The organism is Enterococcus crotali, assembly GCF_000633635.1.
Taxonomy (GTDB): Bacteria; Bacillota; Bacilli; order Lactobacillales; family Enterococcaceae; genus Enterococcus_L; species Enterococcus_L crotali.
This window is the reverse complement of record NZ_AYPQ01000003.1, coordinates 101,235-123,457: the sequence shown is the minus strand read 5'-3', so window position 1 is coordinate 123,457 and position 22,223 is coordinate 101,235. Positions and strand designations below refer to the sequence as shown.

The window sequence follows — 22,223 nt, the reverse complement described above, 5'->3', positions numbered from 1 at the left end:
CGTTTTTTTCAGAAAATAAAGCAAAATCATTTTACTTGCTATGTAGTAAAAGCCAATATTATGGTAAAATAGAAAAAGCAACTTTCTTCAGGAATTTGAGAGGAGACGAATAAGTATGAAAAAAATGTATAATGTAGCCGTGGTAGGCGCTACAGGTGCTGTTGGCACAAAAATGCTCGAAATGTTGGAAGAAACAACATTACCCATGAATCAGGTAAAACTTTTAGCTTCAAAACGTTCTGCGGGAAAGACGGTAACGTTTAAGGGACAGACCCTTGTAATCGAAGAGTTGATACCTGAATCATTTACGGACGTGGATATCGCATTGTTTAGTGCAGGAGGCAGCATCTCAAAACAATTTGCACCGGAAGCGGTTAAACGTGGAGCCGTTGTTATCGATAATACAAGTCATTATAGAATGAATCCAGACGTTCCTTTAGTTGTACCAGAAGTGAATCCAGAGGCGTTAAAACGTCATAAAGGAATCATTGCTAATCCTAATTGTTCGACGATCCAAATGATGGTAGCACTTGAGCCGATCAGACAAGCTTATGGGTTGGATCGTTTGATTGTTTCAACCTATCAAGCAGTCAGTGGTGCCGGAATCAACGCAATGGAAGAGTTGAAATCACAAGCGTTAGCCTATATCAATGGCACGCCTGCGGATAAATTAGAAGCAACCATTTTACCTGCTGGCGGCGATAAAAAACACTATCCGATTGCTTTCAATGCGTTGCCTCAAATCGATGTCTTTGCTGAGGCTGATTATACGTATGAAGAGTGGAAAATGGTTAATGAGACGAAGAAAATCATGGAAGATGACACCATTAAAGTCGTTGCTACATGTGTGCGAATCCCTGTTATCTCTGGTCATTCTGAATCGATTTATATTGAAGTTAAAGAAGAAGGTTCTGATGTGAGTAAAATCAAAGAACTGATTGCCAATGCTCCGGGCGCTGTTTTACAAGATGATCCAAGTCAGCAATTGTATCCGCAAGCATTAACAAGTATTGATCGCAAAGAAACGTTTGTCGGAAGAATTCGTCAAGACATCGATATCGATAAAGGCTATCATATGTGGGTCGTTTCGGATAATTTATTAAAAGGTGCTGCTTGGAATTCAGTTCAAATTGCAGAAACACTGCATGAGATGGATTTGGTGAGAGTTTAAATGTTATCTAGCTTCGCGGGCTAGCTCTTCGGGAAAAAGATAAAATCTGCCTGTGACAAAAAGCGTCACAAACATATTTTCCTATTTTCCAGTCAGGGTTAAACGAGTCCGCTACGCTCTTGCTGTAAACCTCAGTGAATGAAGTGAAGTGACGTTGAAAAGTACAAGATTTAGCGAAATGAAACGTTGTCACCATGTGTTATCTAGCTTCGCGGGCTAGCTCTTCGGGAAAAAGATAAAATCTGCCAGTGACAAAAAGCGTCACAAACCTATTTTCCTATTTTCCAGTCAGAGCTAAACGAGCCCGCTACGCTTTTAAATTAGGAGGTAGTAAGTATGAATTTAGAAAATGCAACGATAATTACAGCGATGGTCACACCTTTTGATGAAAGCGGCGCAATCGATTTTGCTAAGCTGCCTCAGTTAGTGGACCATTTGCTTGATCATCATACAGAAGGAATTATTTTAGCCGGAACGACAGGGGAATCACCAACACTGACACATGATGAAGAAATCGAGTTGTTTAATGAAGTGATTCGCTTAGTTGATGGAAGAGTGCCGATCATTTGCGGTGTGGGAACCAATGATACGCGGGATTCAGTTGAGTTTGTAAAAGAACTTTCAGCTATTCGAGGAATCGATGCAGGTTTGGCAGTCGTGCCTTATTATAATAAACCAAATCAAGAAGGGCTATATCAACATTTTAAAGCGATAGCTGAGGCAAGCGATCTACCGATCATTTTATATAACGTTCCGGGAAGAACGGTAGCCAGCCTTGATGTAGCAACAACCTTACGCTTAGCCGAATTAGATAATATCATTGCCATCAAAGAGTGTTTCGGTTTGGATGCATTGACAGAGTTGGTAGAAAAGGCGCCAAAAGACTTTTTAGTGTATACTGGAGAAGACTCCTTAGCTTTCTCAATAAAAGCGATAGGCGGACACGGGGTGATTTCAGTTGCCAGCCATGTGTTTGGTAATGAAATGTACGATATGTTCCAAGCGTTGGATCATGGAGAAATCAAAAAAGCTGCAAGCATTCAGCGTCAGTTGTTACCGAAAATGAATGCATTATTTTCAGTACCGTCTCCAGCTCCAGTAAAAGCTGTGTTGAATCATATGGGCATTTCCGTTGGTGATTTACGTTTACCTCTTGTGTCATGTACAACTGAAGAAAAAGCGAAAATTTTAAGCATACTGGATCTTTGATTCGGTATGAGAATATAGAGAGGTGAAATGAGTGAGTACAATAAAAATCGTTCCCTTAGGCGGCGTTCGTGAAAATGGTAAAAATATGTACATCGCAGAAGTGGAAGATGAAATTTTTGTACTGGATTGTGGATTAAAATATCCAGAAAATGAGCTATTAGGAATTGATGTGGTGATTCCCGATTTTACGTATTTGGTGGAAAATATCGATCGTGTTGCAGGGATTTTCTTAACACATGGTCATGCCGATGCAATCGGAGCACTACCATATCTTTTATCTAAAGTTCATGTACCAGTATTCGGTACGGAATTAACAATCGAGTTAGCAAAATTAAACGTAGGAGATCATGCAGATTCTAAAGACTTCAATGATTTTCACGTAGTCGATGCCCATACGGAAATCGATTTTGCGCATGCTACGATCAGTTTTTTCCGGACAACACATACGATTCCGGATTCTATCGGAATCAATTTGAAAACCAAAGAAGGGAACATCGTCTACACGGGAGATTTCAAGTTTGACCAGAGTGCGATTCCGATGTATCAAACAGATTTTGGTCGATTAGCTGAGATCGGTAATGAAGGCGTGTTGGCATTATTGAGCGATTCTTCTAATGCTGAAAACCCGGCACAAGTTGTGTCTGAGCTTCAAATAGCTGATGAAGTCTTTGATACAATCCGCTATTGGGAAGGTCGGATCATTGTCGCTTGTGTGGCCAGTAATTTACAACGTGTTCAACAAATACTAGATGCTGCACATCGTTCTGACCGTAAAATCGTATTGACGGGGCAAGATTTTCAACGAATTATCAATACGGCAATCAAGTTAGATAAGCTAAAATTACCAAGTGAAGATTTAATCATCGGCGTAAAAGAGATGAAAAAATACCAAGATGATCAATTAGTAATTTTAGAGACAGGAACAATGGGAGAACCAATTAAATCATTACAAAAAATGGCAAATGGGACTCACCGTGTGGTCAAAATCAAAGAAGGCGATTTGGTATATATCACAACGACACCGACAACTGCGATGGAAACTGCTGTTGCTAAAACAGAAGATATTGTTTATCGTGCAGGTGGCGTCGTTAAACAAATCTCTGATAATATGCGCGTTTCTGGTCATGCCAATCCAAACGATCTACAATTGATGCTGAACTTGATCAAACCTAAATACTTTATTCCAATTCAAGGTGAGTATCGTCAATTAGCAGCGCATGCAGATTTAGCCCATGAATTAGGAATTCCTTACAAAAATATCTTTATTACTGGTCGAGGGGATATCCTTGAATACAGTAAGCAAAAAATGAATGTGGCCGGCAGCACAACGGCAGACAATATCATGATCGATGGAATCGGTGTTGGAGATATCGGTAATATCGTACTTCGCGATCGTCGCATTCTATCTGAGGATGGTATTTTCGTCGCGGTTGTGACGATCAATCGCCGTGAAAAACGGATCGTTTCACCTGCTAAAATCACATCAAGAGGGTTTGTCTATGTGAAAACCAGTAAAGATTTGATGAAAGAAAGTAGTAATATCGTGACTGAGATTGTTGAAAAACATCTTGAAAGTAGCGATTTTGAGTGGAGCAAATTAAAGCAAGATATTCGTGAGCAATTAAGCCGTTACCTGTTTGAACAAACAAAACGCCGTCCTGTGATCCTACCAGTTATTATGGAAGCGACACAACGCAAAGGACGTAAAGCAGCGAATTAGTAGATAAAATCACTCAGTCAGTTATTCAATGGCTGAGTGATTTTTTGTGTCAACAGTGAAGGGACTATTTTTTACAGATGCTGAATTTTTCGCTACAATAAAGAAGTGCTGTTCTCTGGCTAGTAGACTAGTGTTTTGGATGGGATTTAAGTGTTCTTAAAACGATACCATCTTATTTTTCTATTTTTCAGTCAAGACTAAATGAGCCTACTATGCTTTTAATGTTATCTAGCTTCGTAGGCTAGCCTTTCGGAAAAAAGATAAAATAAGAAAGAGGCAAAAAGCACCTCAGTCTTATTTTCCTATTTTTCATTCAAGACTAAACGAGCCTACTATGCTTTTAATGTTATCTAGCTTCGTAGGCTAGCCTTTCGGAAAAAAGATAAAATAAGAAAGAGGCAAAAAGCACCTCAGTCTTATTTTCCTATTTTTCATTCAAGGCTAAATGAGCCTACTATGCTTTTAATTTAAGGAGGGAAGTAAATGGAAAAGAAACAAGAGACACGCTGGATTAAATTTCTAGGTGGAAAAAATTTATTATTTACATTAGTTGCCCTGTTATTGTTGGGCGCTGTTATTTTTATTTTTCACCAGGTTGGTTTTATTTTTGGTCCAATCGGTGTAGTTTTCAAAACGGTTATTGGTCCGACGATTTTAGCATTGATTTTATATTATTTATTTAACCCAGTCGTCAATTGGCTAGAAAAACATAAGGTAAAACGAGTATATGGTGTTTCAGCTATTTTTATTATTTTAATAGCTCTAATCGTTATTGGCATTATTCTGGTTGTTCCAATGTTGCAAAAACAGGTGGATGGATTAATAGAAAGCTTTCCGCAGTATATGAATGACCTAAACAAGATGGTGACTGACTTTTTCCATAATTCAGCTTTGGAAAAACCTTTAGCGAATGCATTAGATGGTATTCAACGCTGGTTTGACAATGTATCAGACGGAATAGGAAGTTATTTTAGTAAGGCTGTCGAAGGAGCGTCTACTGTTTTTTCTACTTTGACTGGTTTTGCACTAGTAATGGTTACGGCACCAATTATTACTTTTTTCCTATTAAAAGATGATCAAAAGTTTTTCTCTTTTGTTTTAAAAATTATTCCACCACGCTTTAGAAGTGACGCAAGAGAGATTGGGGCAACGATGAGTAGTCAGGTCGGTGCGTATTTGAAGGGGCAAATTCTCGTATCAATTTCGATTGGAATTTTGACGTTTATCGGGTTTTGGTTGATAAAAGTGCCTTATTCAGGAACGTTATCGATTATTGTTGGGATTACAGCGGTAATTCCTTACATTGGACCTGTGATCGCCTTCATTCCTGCGGCAATTGTGGCATTAATGGTTTCGTTTGGCATGTTTATCAAAATGACTATTGTCTGGATGATCGTCCAAATGTTGAATGGTCATTTGATTTCTCCTCAAGTGATGGGGAAAAAATTGGTGGTGCATCCATTAACGATTGTAATCGTATTGTTAGTAATGGGTGATTTATTAGGGATGTTTGGTTTGATATTTGGTATTCCTATTTATGCGATTGCTAAAGTTTTAGTCACGTATATTTTTCGTAAATTTAAACAACGTTATAATCAATTTTATGGAGATAGCGGTGAGTATGAGGATACTGAATTTTCAAAAGAAGAATATTTAGATGAATAATTAGAATAAGTGATTGAATGTCGAAAACAGTTGGCTATTTGCCGCTGTGTAGAGGTTTGATCGCTTTTTTTATGATGCAATCAAGATTAATTTTTTCCTAATAACAAAAAAGAAATTCGTATCTTTTGTAATACTTTTTTTTAGGCGTTACAATTTAATCAACAGCAAAACAATTAGTCTCAAAGGAGGGAAGTATATGAAACGATTGCTGAAAATTATTTTTGCGTTGGTTATACTCCTATTGTTTGTCGGAACATTAGGTTTACTTAGTCAGTTGATCGACATACCTTGGTTATCCTATGAAGTTGATGGGCTTCTTTATAATTATCCTTGGCTGTTTACGTTTTTTGAATGGACCTTGCTTATTTTGGGCGGCTTCTTGTTGCTCAGTTTGATTATCGTTCTTTCTGTTTCTGGGCAAAGAAAACATTTGATCATTAAAGACGGTAAGAATCGGATCGAAATTCCAAAAAGCACGGTAGAACAAATAGTAGAAGACGCGTACAGTACAATTATTCACCCGGATAAGACTAAAATGAAAGTAAAAATCAAAGGGAAAGAAAAAGTAGCAGTGAAATTAAGAGTGGATGTTAGAAGTAAAGAACGCTATCAGCCTTTAGCGGATGAAATCAAAGTAACAATACAAAGTGCTTTAACTTCAGCTTTAGAATCAATTGATAGTCAGGTAACAGTTCAATTGAGAGAAAAAGAACCAACAGAATCTACAGCTTTTAGCAAAAAACAATCACGAGTGATTTAGCTCGCCTTGCAGGCTAAGTCTTAGAAAAGATAAACTCCGATTGTGATAAAAAGATTATCCCTGAGTGGTCTATTTTCTTTCGAGACTGAACAAGCTCTGCGTGCTTTTGATATTAGTTAGCTTCACAGGCTAGCACTACGCTTTGCTTGGATCTCAACAATTCCTAAGAGCTTCGGGGAAAAAGAGAAACGAGCCTGTTCTGTTTTTAAATTAGGAGGAAAAGCGATGAATCAAGAGAAAAAAGAATACTGGATCAAACAACTTAAACCCTATCGTTTCCGGATTATTTGGACTACCTTATTTTTTCTTTTAGCACTTCTTTTGCTACTGATAGGGTTTGGAAAAACCCTTGTCTTATTAATTTTTGCAGCGGTAGGATATATCATTGGGAAAATGCGGGATGAAGATTTGGATATTTATTCCTTGATAGATTCAGTCAGATCTATGATAGGAATTTAAAAAACTAATTTGAAGGAGTGAATGCAAATGGCAGAAGCAGTAGAAAACAATACAGGTGGATTAAAAGCAAAGTTAACATTTAGTGATGTCGTAATCAAAAAAATCGTAGGTGTGGTTATTTCGGATATTGACGGAATTTTAGGATTGAGCGGCAATCTTTTTACAGATTTTGCGGACCGTTTTAGAGACAATGAAGATGTTACAAAAGGTATCGGCGTAGAAGTTGGAACAAAACAAGTAGCTGTTGATGTATCGGTGATTTGCAAATATGATGTCAATATTTCCCAAGTTTTTGACCAAACCGTTGAAAAAGTGAAAGAAGCAATTACTTATATGACAGGTTTAGAATTGGTTGAATTCAATATGAGCGTAGATGATGTAATGACAAAAGAGCAATATTTAGAGAAGTATCGTGGCAAAGACAGCGATGAAGGGAAAGGTAGCAACTAGTTCTTTTAAGCGTATTTTTCATTCTATTACACAACAACAAAATAACAGGAAGCAAAACCAATGCTGTTTTGCTTCCTGTTATTTTGTTGTGAGTATTAAAAAGAGTAATTCAGTTTTTAGAGTGATACTTTTTCAAGTTGAAGAAGAAGTTTTTTGATGGTAAGTCCATCCTGTTCAGAACTACCTAAATAGCCTGTTAATTTACCATTTTTACCGATTACTCGATGGCAGGGAATAATAATCGGGAGTGGGTTTTTACTGTTGGCCTGACCGATCGCACGAACGGCTTTAGGTGAATCAACCGCTTGAGCAATATCTAGGTAACTGCGAGTTTCACCATAAGGAATCTCATATAAAGCTTCCCAAACCTTTCTTTGAAAAACAGTACCGCTGTGAATAGATAACGGGACAGTAAAGGAAGTCCGTTTACCTGAAAAATACTCTGTGAGTTCTTTTGCTGCTTGCTCTGTATAATAATTTGTTCGATACTCGTTTCTTTCGACAAAAGAAATGGCCGTTAACCCTTCGTCATCGCCATCTAACCAAACAGAACCAAAAGGTACGTTAATTTTCATCCAATTCTCCTTTATTTAACTAGTTTCTTCATTATACGCCATAATCGTTTCATGCGGAAAAATTTTTTATGATAAAATAAACAAAGCGATCCTTCTAATAGATTGTGTGCTCAATTTGTAATGAGTTGTTGCTACTGATTTATTGAAGGTAACTTGTATTTATTTCTTTTGGAAGTATGGTACTATATTTTTATATACTGAAATCGGGGGCGATATAATGGAAGAGATTGTTATCTTTCACACGAATGATTTACATTCACATTTAGAAAATTGGCCCAAAATAAGAAGATATCTACTCAGACAAAAAAGTGCATATAAACAATTAGGTAAAACGGTTGTAACCCTTGACTTAGGGGACTTTATTGATCGTTGGCATCCACTGACCGAAGCGACTGATGGTCAAGCGAATATCGAGTTGATGAATGAAATCGGCTATGATGCTGCTACGATCGGCAATAATGAAGGGATTGGAAATTCTAAAGAGCAGCTGAATCATTTATATGATCATGGAAATTTTGATGTTTTACTTGGGAATTTAGTTGATTTAGAGACGGGAAAAGCACCAGCTTGGGCAAAACCTTATAAAATCATCCAAACCAAAGAAAAGACTAAAATCGGTCTGATTGCGTTAACTGCTCCTTTTCCTTTAACATATGAGCCCAATGGTTGGGACATTCATTCGATAAATGAGACGTTGCCAGGACTCATTAGGGAAGTTCGGTCTAAATGCGATCTATTGATTTTAATGAGTCATTTGGGCATTGACGAAGATATAAAAATTGCTACTAGCTATCCTGAAATCGATGTTTTGCTGGGCTCACACACCCATCATCTATTTAAGCATGGTGAAAAGATCAACGATACGCAACTTTCAGCTGCAGGCAAATTCGGCTACTACATTGGAGAAGTTCACTTAACAATTGCAAATGGTAAAATTATCCATAGTGAGGCCAAAGTCATTCCAACAGCTGAACTTCCCGCACATTCGACAGATCAAAAAGAAAGTGCTGACTATCTGGCTTTGGGGCATGAATTGTTGCAAGCTAAAAAAGTTGCTCAAATTTCTGAACCTTTGTTGAGTGACTTGAATGCCGAACATCCACTGATCGTCACAGCATTAAAGGCTTTAAAGGAAAAAGGTAAAACGGAGGTCGCTATTTTAAACAATGGCTTATTTTTATCTGATATCCCAAAAGGAATCGTAAATGAAGACCAACTGCATGAAACATTACCTCATCCAATGCATTTGATCCGAGTGACGTTGGCTGGTTCTGAACTGATTCGAATGGTTAGAGAAATGGAAAAAAATCGGCACTATTTACGAAAGTTTCCAATTACGGGAATGGGTTTTCGCGGTAAAGTTTTTGGTGAGCTGTATTACGACGGTTTGACCTATGATAAACAAAAAAGGCAAGTATTATGGAAAAATAAGCCTATTGAGCGAACACGAAAGTATACTTTTACAACCGTTGATCATTTTATATTCATTCCGTATTTTCCCACGATCGAATTGGCTGGAGAAATAGAATTTATCTTTCCAGAATTCATTCGAACAGTTTTAGCCGACTACTTGAACGAGCACTACCCAATCCAATAAAAACAAGGTATAATAAAATCTAGGCGGTGAAGAAATGACAGAAAAAGTAAAGAAACCATATAAATCGAATAAACCAATCAAACATAAACAAGAATCAGCAGCGACCTTAACAGAAGAGATCACAACTGTCCTTGAAGAGATAAAAGAAGAACCTGTCAAAGAAAAGAAAAAAGGTGAGATTGTTACATTGATCGATGATGTTCATGTGACAATCGGTGAACGGCAATATCTTTTGGTGAAAAATCATCGAGAGGCTTTTGATGCTGATCGTTTAGGCGAACGTTTTAGTGATGTCTTATCTAGATATGATTACATCGTTGGAGACTGGGGATATGATCAGTTACGCTTGAAAGGCTTTTTCAATGAAAGCAATCGCAAAGCTGCACCTGAACAAAGAATTGATACACTTGAAGACTATCTATATGAATACTGCAATTTTGGCTGTGCTTATTTTGTAATTGAACGAATCGGCGGAAAACGAGAAAAGCAACAAACTCGCCGCAAGAAAACCAATAAAAAGCCAGTTCACCAGAATCAAGCACATACGGAAGAAAAACGTGTGCCTGTTAATAATAATAGAACGAAGCCAGTGATCAAGAACCGCAAAGAAAATGAAGCGAAAAAACCTGTCATTGGTAAACAAGTAAATGACGCTAGCAACCGTTCATTTACCATTCGTCAACGTGAGGAGTAACAATCTGTGAAGAAACATTATCAAGGGTATCTTATTGATTTAGATGGTACGATTTATTTAGGTAAGGAAGTCATTCCAGCAGGGAAACGTTTTGTTGAGCAACTGCAAGAACGAAACTTGCCATTTCTATTTGTAACGAATAATACAACCAAAACACCAGAAGCTGTCGCTGATCGACTCGCTCAGGAGTTTGATATTCATGTTTCAGCGAAGACTGTCTATACAGCAAGTCTTGCGACGATCGATTACATGAAAGATCAAGGGAAAGGAAACAAAGTCTATGTGATTGGTGAATCTGGGCTTGTTGATTTGATTTTAGCTGCTGGCTTTGAATGGGATGAAGAGAAGCCAGATTTTGTTGTTGTCGGATTAGATACGGAGATTAACTACGAGAAATTTGCGACTGCTGCCCTTTGTATTAGAAAAGGTGCCACTTTTATTGGCACAAATCCTGATAAGAGTATCCCTACAGAACGAGGCTTACTGCCAGGAGCAGGCTCATTTATTTCTTTAGTCCAAACAGCAACACAGACAGATCCGATCATGATCGGAAAACCAAATGCGATCATCATGAATGAAGCACTAAAAGTCATGCATTTGAATAATGACGAAGTAATCATGATTGGTGATAATTATGAAACAGATATTCAGTCGGGACTTCAAAATGGGATCGATAGCTTACTTGTTTTATCTGGATTTACAGCAAAATCGGACGTTTCGACGTTACCTAAGCAGCCTACATATATTGTAGATTCTTTAGACGAATGGACTTTTTGATATGGGAGAAAAAGAGAAAAGCTGGATTTGGTTTGAGCGATTGGGAATAGTCTGCGTGATTTTAACGATCGTTTCTCTTAGCATCACATTGACTATTAATTTTCGTCCATTGTACATTGTAGATATCGATACTCTAAATATTTTAGAATATGTTTCATTAGATAAACCAACATTGTTAAAAAATTATGGACAACTGATGTCCTATTTAAATAATCCTTTGAATCATACATTGCAATTGTCTGATTTTCCGGTGTCAAAAAGCGGTGCCTTTCATTTTTATGAAGTTAAACGTCTTTTTTTACTCTGTTATGGCATACTGATTGTTACTGTGATCCCAAGTGGTATCTTTCTTTTTCGTTTAGCTAAACGAAAAAGAGTTTGGCGCTTGATTCGTCCATTTCAATGGGGAATGATTCTTCCAGTTATTTTCGGAGCTGTGATGGCAATCGGCTTTGATCAATTTTTTGTAGCGTTTCACGGTGTTTTTTTCAATAATGATGATTGGTTGTTTGATCCTGCAACAGATCCTATCATCAATGTTTTACCGGAAGAATTTTTTATGCATAGCTTTATTTTATTTTTTGTATTTCTAGAGCTCTTCTTTTTCGTTGGAATTCTTCTTGGCAAACGAGAGCTAAAAAAGTTATAGTTGAATAATCAAATCACTAGATGCTAACGCGACAAGTTGCATCTAGTGATTTTTTATTATGAAGGCAGCTTTGCAATTTTTGTTTTTCCTAATAGTTTTATTGATACTAAGATATTGACATTTTGTGTAGGTGCCTTTATAATATAAGGCAGGTACCTGATTTATATTCTATTATCTGGAGGAATCAATTATGGAAGATCAAACACTGATGGAACAATTTTTACGTTTACAAGCCATGATGCAAAGGTATTTTATGAAGCGCCGCAAAGAGCATGGGCCTTTTGGCAATCCCCATAGAGGACAAGGAAGAGTCTTAAACTTGTTAAAGCTTAAACCTGAAACAACGCAAAAAGAACTCTCTTATTTATTGGATATGCGCCCACAATCTTTAGGTGAGTTACTAGGGAAATTAGAGAAAAATGGCTATATCAGCGTGAACCTTTAGAAAGCGATCGTCGTGTAATGGTGATTCGCTTAACAGAAGCGGGCATGGCCGCAGCAGATAACAATAAACAAGAAGAAGAAACAATCTTTGATGTATTGTCAGAATCGGAACAAGAGTCATTTAAACTTATTATGGACAAGTTGTTGGATGCTCTAGAAGAAGAGCGTGATTATCGAGCACGTCATATGCACGATGGACATAGAGGACATGGACGTGGTTTTGGTGGTGGCCCTGGCAAAATGGATCCAAACTTTGATCCTCGTGACATGTTTGGATCGCCTGATTTTCCCAAAAGAGGAAAATTTAATTTTGATCCATTCAATCGGGATATCAAGGACGATGATGGCTTTAACGATTTTTAATAAGTAATAAGTAAATGCGTAAAAACAAGCTTTCTTTTGCTGAAAAGCTTGTTTTTTTGTATTGTTACATCTAGTTTTAAAAACTAGATTGAATGTTTTTTAAAATAATGTTACACTATCTTTGTAAACAGAAGGAGGGATCTTGTGAATGAAATAAAAACCTCTTTACAAGTTTGGGGCAAAGAGTTGGTAGATGTTCATTTACCGAGATGGCATGAATTACCTGAATTAGAATTGTATATGGATCAGGTGATCACACTCGTTGAACGCTATTTATCTCCAGTGATTTTAAAAGAAAAACATACGTTGCTGACCTCCTCAATGGTCAATAATTATGTGAAACTAGGATTGATTCCAGCACCTAAGAAAAAACGATACAATCAAAAGCATCTAGCTTTTTTAATAGCAATTACCCTGTTAAAACAAGTGCTGACGATACCAGAGATCAAACAAGGCATTTTGTATCAAGGAGCAGCAATCGGTATCCGTGAAGCTTACAATTTATTTTGTGAGGAACAAGAAGCTGCTTTGACCGTAGTGGTTGCTCAGGCGTTGGGCAATCAACCAGTTGCGGCATTTGATCAACCGATTTCAGTAGACTATATGGCTGTAAAAGGAGCAACCTTATCTTTTGCAACAAAACTATTTACTGAAAAAGTCATTGAATTGGAACAAAAATACTTAGAAGAAAATGGAGATAACGAGAATGAATAAAGAAAAGATTGCTCTATTAGTAGATTCGGGGACAGATGTGCCGCAAGAATTAGTTGAACAATACGGAATGTATATGATTCCGCTACAAATTATTTATAAAGATCGTATCTATACTGATAAAGTCGATATTACGCCGGAAGAGGTTTATGAACGTTTAACCGTCGAAATTCCGAGTACTTCATTACCTGATGGTGAAACGATCACAAAAATTTTCGAGAAAATCAAAGCAGATGGGTATGAAAAAGTTCTAGCAGTTACGATTTCTAGTGGATTAAGCGGAACATACAATGTTGTTCGTTTGATTGCCGAAGAGTTTGAAGGATTAGAGACCTTTGTATTAGATACAAAAAATATTGGGATCGGCAGCGGACTTCAAGCAATCGAAGCTGCAAAATTTATAGAAGCCGGTCTTTCATGGGAAGAAATTAAACGAAAACTCACGAATAACGTTGCCAAAGCGAAAGTTTTTTTCAATGTAGCAACACTTGAATATTTACAAAAAGGCGGACGAATTGGTTTAGTGGCTTCGATTTTAGGGAACGCATTAAAACTAAATCCGATCATTTCTTGTAATGGTGAAGGTGTCTATCATACCGTAGCTAAAGCACGCGGCAGAAAGAAAAGCTTGGATAAAACTTTTGAATTAGTAAAAGCATTTGTTGGAGACCATAAAAAATTTGTGTTAGCAGTGGCGCAAGGGCAAGCTGTAGCGGAAGCAGAAAGCTTTTATGAAAAATTGAAGGAACATTTTCCACAAGCTGAAAAAATCTATTTTGGTACGATCAGCCCAGCCTTAGTTGTTCATACAGGGCCAGGACTTTTAGGGATTGGCATCCAACTGTTAGATTGATTTTGAATACCAACAACTGTGTATCTTTAGATGCCTTTTGTTGGTATTTTTATTATTTTCCATTTATTATGAATTGTATCAGCTAAATTGAGATATTCCTCATTGAATTTTCTCTCAATTTTAGTTGAAACTATCATGAAAATTTTCGTGGTTATGGTAATCTATTCTGGCATAAAACGAGGGGAGAGAAAATGATGAAAAAAGCAATTGCAGAATGTCTTGGTACATTTATCTTAGTTTTCTTTGGTACAGCGACAGCTGTTTTGGGAAATGGAACGGAAGGAATCGGTACAACAGGGATTGCCTTAGCTTTCGGTTTGACGATCATTGCAGCTGCATACAGCATTGGTACAGTATCGGGAGCTCATTTGAATCCAGCAGTTTCATTAGGAATGTGGTTCAATAAACGAATTTCAACGATGGAGTTGGTTTATTATATCGTAGGCCAAATCGTTGGTGGTTTGATTGCTTCATTTGCTTTATTATCTATTTTAAATGCTTCTGGGAAAGAAACAACGAACCTAGGTCAAAATGGATTTGGTGATTTTAACGCAGTCGGTGCATTAACAATTGAAATTATTTTAACTTTTATTTTTGTTTTAGTGATCATGACTGTAACAAGTGCTAAAAAAGGCAATGCTAAGCTTGCTGGTGTTGTAATTGGTTTGACTTTAACGATGATCCATCTAGTAGGTATTCCGTTAACGGGTACCTCTGTAAATCCAGCTAGAAGTTTAGCACCTGCGATTTTTGTAGGTGGGGATGCATTAGCTCAAGTTTGGGTCTTTATCGTAGCACCGTTGATTGGTGGCTTACTTGCGGCTTTAGTGGCTAAATATTTACTTGATACTGAAGCATAAAAAGTGGATAATAAAAACTTGCTTGATAGAGTTATTCTGTCAAGCAAGTTTTTTTATATTGCTACATATTTTAATTCCTGTTTGGTAGGAATCAAAAATAGGCCCGGATAGGTTGAATTCAAATGTATCACGGTCAACAAGTCCAACGACCTGCTGGCTTTGGTAGAGTTCAATCAGAAGTTGAGCGACCTCTTTTGCTGAATGGTACACGGAGAATCCCTTTGTATAGTCATAAGAAGCTGATCCGTTTGCAACTTGGGCAAACTCTGTTTCAGTAGCTGCTGGTGCTAAAACTTTGGCTTGTAAAGAAGCACCTTTTGCTTGTAGCTCTAGCGAGATTCCTTCTGTAAAAGCACTCACATAAAATTTCGTAGCGCAATAAGTTACAGCGTTAGGGACATTTCGATAGCCACCTGCTGAAGAGATATTGATTAACTGCGTATTTTCTATATCTTGATAGTCAGTTACATAAAGTGTGGATAAAAGAGTCAATGCCTCGATATTTAAATGCAACATTTGACTGATTTTTTCCAAATCTTGATCAGCTACGGCATGATAATAGCCCAATCCAGCATTGTTGATCCAAGTTTCGATATCATAAGACTTTAGCTCCTGATACAATCGGATCACATGTTCATTTAAAGAGAGGTCGACAGATTTTATAACAATCTCAAGCGTCGGAAAATCAGCTAATAAATCTTTTTTCAGCTGATCAAGTCGCTCTTTTCTGCGTGCGATTAAAATAAGATTCTTCCCAAGTCCCCCAAAAGCCTTAGCAGCTTCTAAACCAATCCCAGAGCTTGCTCCTGTAATCACGGTGTACTTCATAATATTTCCTCCTAATAAGTAAATTTGGTGGTACAATAAGAGTGTACGGTTTAGAGTCGACTCTAAAGCAAGGAGAAATTTAAAAGGGGGCGAAAAAAATCTATACAATCAGTGAATTTGCAAAAAAAATTGGGATTAGTGAGTATACATTGAGGTATTATGAAAAAGAAGGCTTGATCGAACCCTTAAGGGATGAACATAACTACCGTGTTTATCAGGAAGAGGATCTTGATTGGGCCAATTTTGTGATAAAGCTAAAAAATACAGGAATTTCTTTAAAAGAAATCAAAGATTACACCCACTTGAGGAAAATCGGGGATGCAACGATTACAGAGCGTAAAAATTTATTATTGAATCATCGAAAAAAAATTCTAGCTGAATACGAGAAGGTAAAAGGGCATCTTGAATTATTAGACGATAAGATTACACTATATGATCAGCTGGAAAAAGAATACACTAAAAAATCCTCGACTGCCCAATCCGATAATCAGTGAATAGGCCTTTGAGGATTCTTCGTTTTAGAAAAAAGTGATTGTTTTTTGAGAGGTATCCACTGTGGCTTTGTCGCCAATCGGGATAGTAAAAATTGGCTGTGTATGACCAAAATTCATATCGTAAATCACTGGAATTTCTCGTAATAGAGGATATTTTGATAAAATAGCTAAAAGTCGTTCTTCTGTCATTTCGGTTTCTTTAGGGAAACGCCCGATCAACAACGCCTGTGGATGCTTTACAACCTGTAGCAAAGCTGCTAAACCGCGAGCAAAATCGTGATAATCATCTTCTTCAGCATTTTCCACAAACAAAATTGTCTGTTCCAAATCAGGTAAAAAGCGAGTGCCAAAAAGCAATTGAAAGGTGCTCAAATTACCGCCATAGCAGATTCCAGTAACAGGGCTTGATTGATTATAGACCTTCCATTCATTGGTATAAAGCGTGCGTGTAGGTTCAAGCAAGTACCATTCGTCTTGACTCCAAGATTCAGATGCAGATACTACAAAAGCTTCTTCTTCGGTAGTTGCCTGTAAAAATGCTTGTGTTTGATAAGCCTGTAGCTCATTCATTTGAAAACTAGAAAAATGGGGACCAACATAAGTAAGTAACTCAGTTTTTGTCGTGATGGCATTACATAAAGCTGTAATATCGCTATAACCACAAAAGATTTTTGGATGCCGTTTGATTAATTCGAAATCAAGATAAGGGAGTAATTCGTTACTATTAAATCCACCAATTGCCGTTAAAATCCCTTTCACATTTTCATCAGAAAAGGCTTCATGTAAATCTTTAACTCGGCTCAAGATTGAAGAAGAGCCAAGCACATCTTGTTCATTTGCGTGCTCAGAAAACGTGACATTGAAGCCTAATTCATTTAATCGCTTCTCAGCTGCTTGAATGCCGTAATCAGTTAAACGGGAAAAACTATTAGATGGGGCAATGACTCGAATTTCATCTCCGGCATGTAATCGTGGTGCTTTCATTTTATCGCTTCCTTTAAAAAAACTTATTCCTAATTATAGTCAGAAAACCTTTATTTTTGCAAGATGTAGATAAGAAAGAGTAATGTCTGTTTTGTCAAAGGTGAAAGAGTGGACAAAATAAGGTATAATGATAGAGAATATGCTTAGACAATTAAAACACAAAAGAAAAAAGAGGTGCCTCTTATATGAAAAAAATATTAGTTGTAGATGACGAAAAACCAATTTCAGAAATTGTGAAATACAACCTTACAAAAGAAGGATATGAAGTTTTCACAGCATACGATGGTGAAGAAGCGGTTGAAAAGGTCAAAGAAGTAGAACCTGATTTGATTATCCTGGACCTGATGTTACCGAAAATGGACGGTCTGGAAGTAGCTAGAGAAGTTCGTAAAACGTATGATATGCCGATCATCATGGTAACAGCGAAAGATTCTGAGATCGATAAAGTATTAGGTCTTGAATTAGGAGCAGATGATTATGTGACAAAACCATTTTCTAATCGAGAACTCGTAGCTAGAGTAAAAGCCAATCTGCGCCGCGGTGCAACGAATGCAAAAGAAGCAGAATCAACAACGCAGTCTGAATTGACGATTGGGGATTTGACGATCCATCCGGATGCGTATATGGTTTCAAAACGAGGAAGCAAAATTGAATTGACTCATCGTGAATTTGAATTGTTGTATTATTTGGCTAAGCATCTTGGTCAAGTCATGACTCGTGAACATTTACTGCAAACGGTTTGGGGCTATGATTACTTTGGTGATGTTCGAACTGTGGATGTGACAGTCCGTCGTCTAAGAGAGAAAATCGAGGACAGCCCAAGTCATCCAACCTATTTAGTTACGCGTCGTGGTGTCGGTTATTATCTTCGAAACCCTGAACAGGAGTAGTGATTTATGAAGAAAAAAGTTCACTTTTTTCAATCGGTCAATTTTAAGATCGCCTTATCATTTATTTTACTATTGTTGATTGCGATCCAAATTATTGGTGGTTATTTTATCCGTGAACTGGAGTCGACAACGATCAATGATTATAAAAAAAATGTTGATTTACAGGTAACTCAATTAGCAAGTACACTAAGCACGAAGTTGGGTGAAAAAAATCGAGATCGTACGGAGATTGATGCTAATCTGAAAAAAACATTAAGTGATTTCTCGGCTTCTGAAACGCTGGAAGCTCGTGTAGTTGACGATAAAGGGATCGTAAGAGCTACAAGCGATTTAAATCGACAAGGAACTGTTGGAAAGAAAAATGATTATCGCGATCTAGATGATTTTAGTGCGAAGAAATATCCAGCAATGGATAATGATAGACGTGTTTACATCAATGTTCAGCCTATCCAATCCCCGACTGGCGACACAGTCATCGGGGTTCTTTATGTTAAAAGTAATATCGAAGGAAAGTACAAGGAGATCACAGATACGGCTCGCATCTTCTTTACAGCTTCAATCATAGCAGGAGCAATTTCGATAATCGTAACTCTTTTGATTGCTCGCTCGATCACACAACCAATCGGTGAAATGCGGGAACAGGCGCTGCGGATTGCTAAAGGTGATTATACTGGGAAAGTCCAAGTGTATGGAAAAGATGAGCTAGGGCAGCTGGCGGAAACATTCAATCAACTTTCTGAACGAATCGAAGAAGCCCAAGAGACGATGGAGGCAGAACGAAACCGACTAGATAGCGTACTGGCTCACATGACAGACGGGGTCATTGCTACTGATCGACGAGGCAAAGTGATCACTATCAATGAAATGGCTTTGTCTTTATTAAATGTGAAAGATGAAGACGTGATTGGTTCTTCTTTACTAGAACTGTTGGATATAGAAACAGATTATACTTTGCGTAAATTGTTGGAAGAGCCGGAAGAAATTTTGATCGATCGTTCCTTATCTTCAACGGAAGAAGATCAAATGATCATTCGCGTTGACTTTGCCATGATTCGCCGAGAATCAGGCTTCATTACGGGACTGGTTTGTGTTCTTCATGATGTGACGGAGCAAGAGAAAAACGAACGGGAGCGTAGGGAATTTGTTTCCAACGTGTCTCATGAGTTACGGACACCGCTAACTAGTATGAGAAGCTACATCGAAGCGCTAAGCGAAGGCGCTTGGGAAAATCCTGAAATTGCACCTAATTTCTTGAAGGTCACCTTAGAAGAAACAGATCGAATGATCCGTATGATCAATGACTTGTTGAACCTCTCAAGAATGGATTCTGGCAATGCCGAATTACAACTAGAATATGTTAATTTTAATGAATTGATCAATTTTGTTTTAGACCGTTTTGATATGATGGTTGAAGCAAATGACAAAAACTATTCGATTCATCGTGAGTTTACCAAGCGTGATTTATGGGTAGAATTGGATACAGATAAAATAATTCAAGTCCTAGATAATATTTTAAACAATGCAATCAAATACTCTCCTGACGGAGGAGAGATCACCTGTCGTCTGCTTGAAACCCACAACAATGTTATCTTTAGTGTAACAGATCAAGGTCTTGGGATCCCTAAAAAAGATGTCAATAAAGTGTTCGAGCGTTTTTATCGAGTAGATAAGGCTCGTGCACGTGAACAAGGCGGTACAGGGCTTGGACTAGCAATCTCAAGAGAAGTAATCAAGGCACACAATGGCGCTATCTGGGTGGAAAGTCAGGAAGGTCAAGGTTCTACCTTTTATATATCCTTGCCTTATGAACCTTATGAGGAGGATTGGTGGGAATGAAAATAGCAGAAAGAATTGTACGAATAGGGTTGATTTTTTTAGTCCTGCTCAGTTTATATTTTTCGGTTAGCATTTGGGTCAGTTCATCAAAAAAAGAACAGCCCATCAAAAATGAGGCTCAACTTGCAGCAACGCTTGTTAATGAACGGCTTGATACAGATGTCTTTTTACCGTTACGTTTGATTCGTATGCAAGATGGCAAATCAGAAATGAACAATAGCGAGAATTTGATTACGAATATTCAAAATGAAATCAAACACAGTACTTTTGGAAAGTTGACACAAGTCACTCGTGGTGATTCACAGCAATTTGAAAAATATCTCTCGATGGATCAAGGCTTAGAATTGCTTTATGAAGGGCCCTTTTTGTTAAGTGAATATGTTTCTGTTTATGACTTGGACCTTAAATTGGCCGAGTTTAGTGAAGATGAAATTTTCTTCACGTGTATTCAAATTGATTTAGCACAAAATAAGATTCGTTTCTTAGATTTTAATCACAAAGATATTTATGAAGCGCCAATCACCATTGATAGTGATAAAGTGTTGAATTTAATGAACAAGGTTGGCGTGCAATACAACCAAATTTTAGAACAACAGGCAATAGCCGGCAAACATTACTATCTGTCTGAAGATTTAAAAATGAAAAAATATAGTTATATCTTAGCTTCTCAGCCTGTGACCAAGTTTCGGAGTGCTTTTTTCGCCAATACCGATAATATTCAAACAAATGAGGATAGTAATGATTTGTCTTATACTAGCGGCAGTGAGCGTTTGACAGCAGACGAACAACTAGGTACGATCCATTTTAACGGAGATTTAGAAGCTAGAACAGCTAAAGATAATATTTATTCTGACAGCTTTAATTATATAAAAAAGCTAGGTACTAGCATGGGAAATATTCGTTATTTTGATCGGACGAATGCTGAGATCAACTATCGAACATTTGTAGAAGGTTTTCCTGTTTTTAGTGAAAATGATAAAGGCCAAGTTCGGGTTACGATTGGCAATGAAAAAGCTGAAAAGTCTAGTGTTGTGATTGAAACAAGCGTGGATACGATTCAAGTTCCGATTCCTTCAGAGGAGGAAGTTGTTTTAGAAAGTACCGAAAACTTGCTGGAGCAGTTAACGTTAAACGGTGCTGATCTAGATAAAATCAGTTCAACAGTTATTGGTTACACTTGGCATAAAATTGAAGAAATAACTCAAGTTGTCGACTTGACCCCAGAATGGTATATTCGCTACGATGACAAATGGTATCCAGAACGTGAATTACTGGAGCAATTGGCGAATATGGAGGTGGAATAATGGACTTCAAACGAATTGAGTGGATTTTTTTCGTTGCTTTTCTAGGCTTGAATTTATTTCTATTTGGTATTTATCAAGAGGGCTTAAAAGAAGAAAATAATGTCTCTTTTTCTGATCAAACCGATAGCATCGAAAAACGACTGGCTAAAGATGGTATCACATTTAAAGGAACACTTTCAAGTGAGAAACGAGAAGGCTATTATCTAAGTGGTGAGCAAACTAATTTTTATGATGCCATTCAACATGAGCGGGAAACGAGAGACCGTAACTTTTTTAAAAATAGTGCCGAACTGATCGATAACTCTGTCACTGTGTACCCTCAGATGAACTCTGCTCAAACCAGTTATTTTATTGATGAAAAAAACGTGGGGAAATCGTTGGAAGCTTTTTTAAGTGATCAAGATAGTGTCTTGTTTGGCGATCAATATCGTTATTTACCAGATTTTTCCAACTTAGATGGGGAATTCCCAGAGGTGATTGTTTCTCAGCGTTATAAAGATATTCCTTTTAAAGATGATACTGCACAAATTTCACTAAAATTAGAAAAATCAGATGAAACTGACGGGATACACAAGATTTATAAATATACCCAAACACATATTCAATGGATCGAAGAGTTACGAGATAAGATGGATTTGTTCTCTGAACGTGATGCCATCGAAACGTTGTATATAAATAATAAAATTCCAAGTAACGCAAAGATTTCATTTATGGAGCTAGCTTATACGAGAATTTATAAAATCCGTGAAAAGAATGTCTATGTACCAGTGTGGTTTGTCGGTATCAAGTCAAGTGGAAACAACTTGCAGATCGAACAAGTCAATGCTATGAGCAATACGATTATTACAAACAATACTGTACCAAAGGTGGAAAATCAGTAGTGTTGGATGTATAATAAGTAGCTGTAGACTAAAGAAGGGAAGCGAGTAG

Annotated in this window: 24 protein-coding genes; 21 read left to right on the top strand and 3 right to left on the bottom strand. The window is 37.3% G+C overall.

Features of this window, described 5'->3' with window-relative positions; translation table 11 throughout:
• Positions 1-115 precede the first annotated feature (115 nt).
• From V192_RS0108960 to V192_RS0108930, 7 genes are all read left to right on the top strand, one after another.
• Entirely contained in the window at positions 116-1,171 is a 1,056-nt protein-coding gene (locus V192_RS0108960) for an aspartate-semialdehyde dehydrogenase (RefSeq protein ID WP_025870972.1), read from the top strand.
• A gap of 336 nt (positions 1,172-1,507) precedes the next feature.
• Complete coding sequence (dapA, locus tag V192_RS0108955; protein WP_025870970.1) at positions 1,508-2,380, top strand: 4-hydroxy-tetrahydrodipicolinate synthase; 873 nt, start codon at positions 1,508-1,510, stop codon at positions 2,378-2,380.
• A gap of 31 nt (positions 2,381-2,411) precedes the next feature.
• Positions 2,412-4,100: a ribonuclease J gene (locus tag V192_RS0108950; protein WP_025870968.1), complete on the top strand. Its 1,689-nt coding sequence runs from the start codon at positions 2,412-2,414 to the stop codon at positions 4,098-4,100.
• A gap of 483 nt (positions 4,101-4,583) precedes the next feature.
• Positions 4,584-5,765 carry an AI-2E family transporter gene (locus V192_RS0108945; RefSeq protein ID WP_025870966.1) on the top strand — a complete coding sequence of 394 codons (1,182 nt, stop codon included), beginning with the start codon at positions 4,584-4,586 and terminating at the stop codon, positions 5,763-5,765.
• Positions 5,766-5,961: 196 nt separating this feature from the next.
• A complete protein-coding gene (gene amaP, locus V192_RS0108940) occupies positions 5,962-6,525 on the top strand; it encodes an alkaline shock response membrane anchor protein AmaP (RefSeq protein WP_025870965.1) in 564 nt (187 codons plus the stop codon).
• Between the two features lie 225 nt (positions 6,526-6,750).
• Complete coding sequence (locus V192_RS0108935; protein WP_025870963.1) at positions 6,751-6,984, top strand: DUF2273 domain-containing protein; 234 nt, start codon at positions 6,751-6,753, stop codon at positions 6,982-6,984.
• 27 nt (positions 6,985-7,011) lie between these two features.
• Positions 7,012-7,434 carry an Asp23/Gls24 family envelope stress response protein gene (locus V192_RS0108930; protein ID WP_025870962.1) on the top strand — a complete coding sequence of 141 codons (423 nt, stop codon included), beginning with the start codon at positions 7,012-7,014 and terminating at the stop codon, positions 7,432-7,434.
• A 116-nt stretch (positions 7,435-7,550) separates the two neighbouring features.
• Here the strand turns inward: V192_RS0108930 and V192_RS0108925 are convergent, their stop codons facing one another.
• Positions 7,551-8,009 (bottom strand): methylated-DNA--[protein]-cysteine S-methyltransferase, encoded by a 459-nt coding sequence (locus V192_RS0108925; RefSeq protein WP_025870960.1) that lies wholly within the window; start codon positions 8,007-8,009, stop codon positions 7,551-7,553.
• A gap of 217 nt (positions 8,010-8,226) precedes the next feature.
• Here V192_RS0108925 and V192_RS0108920 point away from each other — a divergent pair, with 217 nt between their 5' ends.
• The 9 genes from V192_RS0108920 (at position 8,227) to V192_RS0108885 (ending at position 14,957) form a co-directional block, all read left to right on the top strand.
• Positions 8,227-9,606: a bifunctional metallophosphatase/5'-nucleotidase gene (locus tag V192_RS0108920; RefSeq protein WP_025870958.1), complete on the top strand. Its 1,380-nt coding sequence runs from the start codon at positions 8,227-8,229 to the stop codon at positions 9,604-9,606.
• A gap of 34 nt (positions 9,607-9,640) precedes the next feature.
• Entirely contained in the window at positions 9,641-10,300 is a 660-nt protein-coding gene (locus tag V192_RS0108915; protein ID WP_025870956.1) for a YutD family protein, read from the top strand.
• A gap of 6 nt (positions 10,301-10,306) precedes the next feature.
• Complete coding sequence (locus V192_RS0108910; RefSeq protein WP_025870955.1) at positions 10,307-11,077, top strand: TIGR01457 family HAD-type hydrolase; 771 nt, start codon at positions 10,307-10,309, stop codon at positions 11,075-11,077.
• A 1-nt stretch (position 11,078) separates the two neighbouring features.
• Positions 11,079-11,726, top strand: coding sequence for a TIGR01906 family membrane protein (locus tag V192_RS0108905; protein ID WP_025870953.1), 648 nt, complete (start codon positions 11,079-11,081; stop codon positions 11,724-11,726).
• A gap of 190 nt (positions 11,727-11,916) precedes the next feature.
• Positions 11,917-12,171: a MarR family transcriptional regulator gene (locus V192_RS22140; protein WP_239644625.1), complete on the top strand. Its 255-nt coding sequence runs from the start codon at positions 11,917-11,919 to the stop codon at positions 12,169-12,171.
• Between the two features lie 17 nt (positions 12,172-12,188).
• The gene (locus V192_RS22135; protein WP_239644624.1) at positions 12,189-12,533 is read left to right on the top strand and encodes a hypothetical protein; all 345 of its coding nucleotides are present in this window, start codon (positions 12,189-12,191) and stop codon (positions 12,531-12,533) included.
• Between the two features lie 144 nt (positions 12,534-12,677).
• Positions 12,678-13,247 carry a DUF1836 domain-containing protein gene (locus V192_RS0108895; protein WP_025870951.1) on the top strand — a complete coding sequence of 190 codons (570 nt, stop codon included), beginning with the start codon at positions 12,678-12,680 and terminating at the stop codon, positions 13,245-13,247.
• Positions 13,240-14,097, top strand: a complete 858-nt coding sequence (locus V192_RS0108890) for a DegV family protein (protein WP_025870949.1) — start codon at positions 13,240-13,242, stop codon at positions 14,095-14,097. The genes V192_RS0108895 and V192_RS0108890 overlap by 8 nt, the downstream gene beginning before the upstream one ends.
• Before the next feature lie 194 nt (positions 14,098-14,291).
• Positions 14,292-14,957 (top strand): MIP family channel protein, encoded by a 666-nt coding sequence (locus tag V192_RS0108885; protein WP_025870947.1) that lies wholly within the window; start codon positions 14,292-14,294, stop codon positions 14,955-14,957.
• Between the two features lie 39 nt (positions 14,958-14,996).
• On the opposite strand, the gene V192_RS0108880 is transcribed toward V192_RS0108885, so the two are convergent.
• Complete coding sequence (locus tag V192_RS0108880) at positions 14,997-15,785, bottom strand: SDR family NAD(P)-dependent oxidoreductase (RefSeq protein ID WP_035011198.1); 789 nt, start codon at positions 15,783-15,785, stop codon at positions 14,997-14,999.
• Between the two features lie 98 nt (positions 15,786-15,883).
• Here V192_RS0108880 and V192_RS0108875 point away from each other — a divergent pair, with 98 nt between their 5' ends.
• Positions 15,884-16,279: a MerR family transcriptional regulator gene (locus V192_RS0108875; protein ID WP_025870943.1), complete on the top strand. Its 396-nt coding sequence runs from the start codon at positions 15,884-15,886 to the stop codon at positions 16,277-16,279.
• Positions 16,280-16,303: 24 nt separating this feature from the next.
• On the opposite strand, the gene V192_RS0108870 is transcribed toward V192_RS0108875, so the two are convergent.
• Complete coding sequence (locus V192_RS0108870) at positions 16,304-17,263, bottom strand: S66 family peptidase (protein ID WP_025870941.1); 960 nt, start codon at positions 17,261-17,263, stop codon at positions 16,304-16,306.
• Between the two features lie 185 nt (positions 17,264-17,448).
• Here V192_RS0108870 and yycF point away from each other — a divergent pair, with 185 nt between their 5' ends.
• From yycF to V192_RS0108850, 4 genes are read left to right on the top strand one after another with little or no spacing between them, the layout of a single operon-like run.
• Positions 17,449-18,153 (top strand): response regulator YycF, encoded by a 705-nt coding sequence (yycF, locus tag V192_RS0108865; protein WP_025870939.1) that lies wholly within the window; start codon positions 17,449-17,451, stop codon positions 18,151-18,153.
• A 6-nt stretch (positions 18,154-18,159) separates the two neighbouring features.
• A complete protein-coding gene (walK, locus tag V192_RS0108860) occupies positions 18,160-19,989 on the top strand; it encodes a cell wall metabolism sensor histidine kinase WalK (protein ID WP_025870938.1) in 1,830 nt (609 codons plus the stop codon).
• On the top strand, positions 19,986-21,293 hold the full coding sequence (locus V192_RS0108855; RefSeq protein WP_025870935.1) for a YycH family regulatory protein: 1,308 nt from the start codon (positions 19,986-19,988) through the stop codon (positions 21,291-21,293). Before walK ends, V192_RS0108855 begins: the two co-directional genes overlap by 4 nt.
• On the top strand, positions 21,293-22,174 hold the full coding sequence (locus tag V192_RS0108850) for a two-component system regulatory protein YycI (RefSeq protein WP_025870933.1): 882 nt from the start codon (positions 21,293-21,295) through the stop codon (positions 22,172-22,174). Before V192_RS0108855 ends, V192_RS0108850 begins: the two co-directional genes overlap by 1 nt.
• The last annotated feature ends 49 nt before the right edge of the window (positions 22,175-22,223 follow it).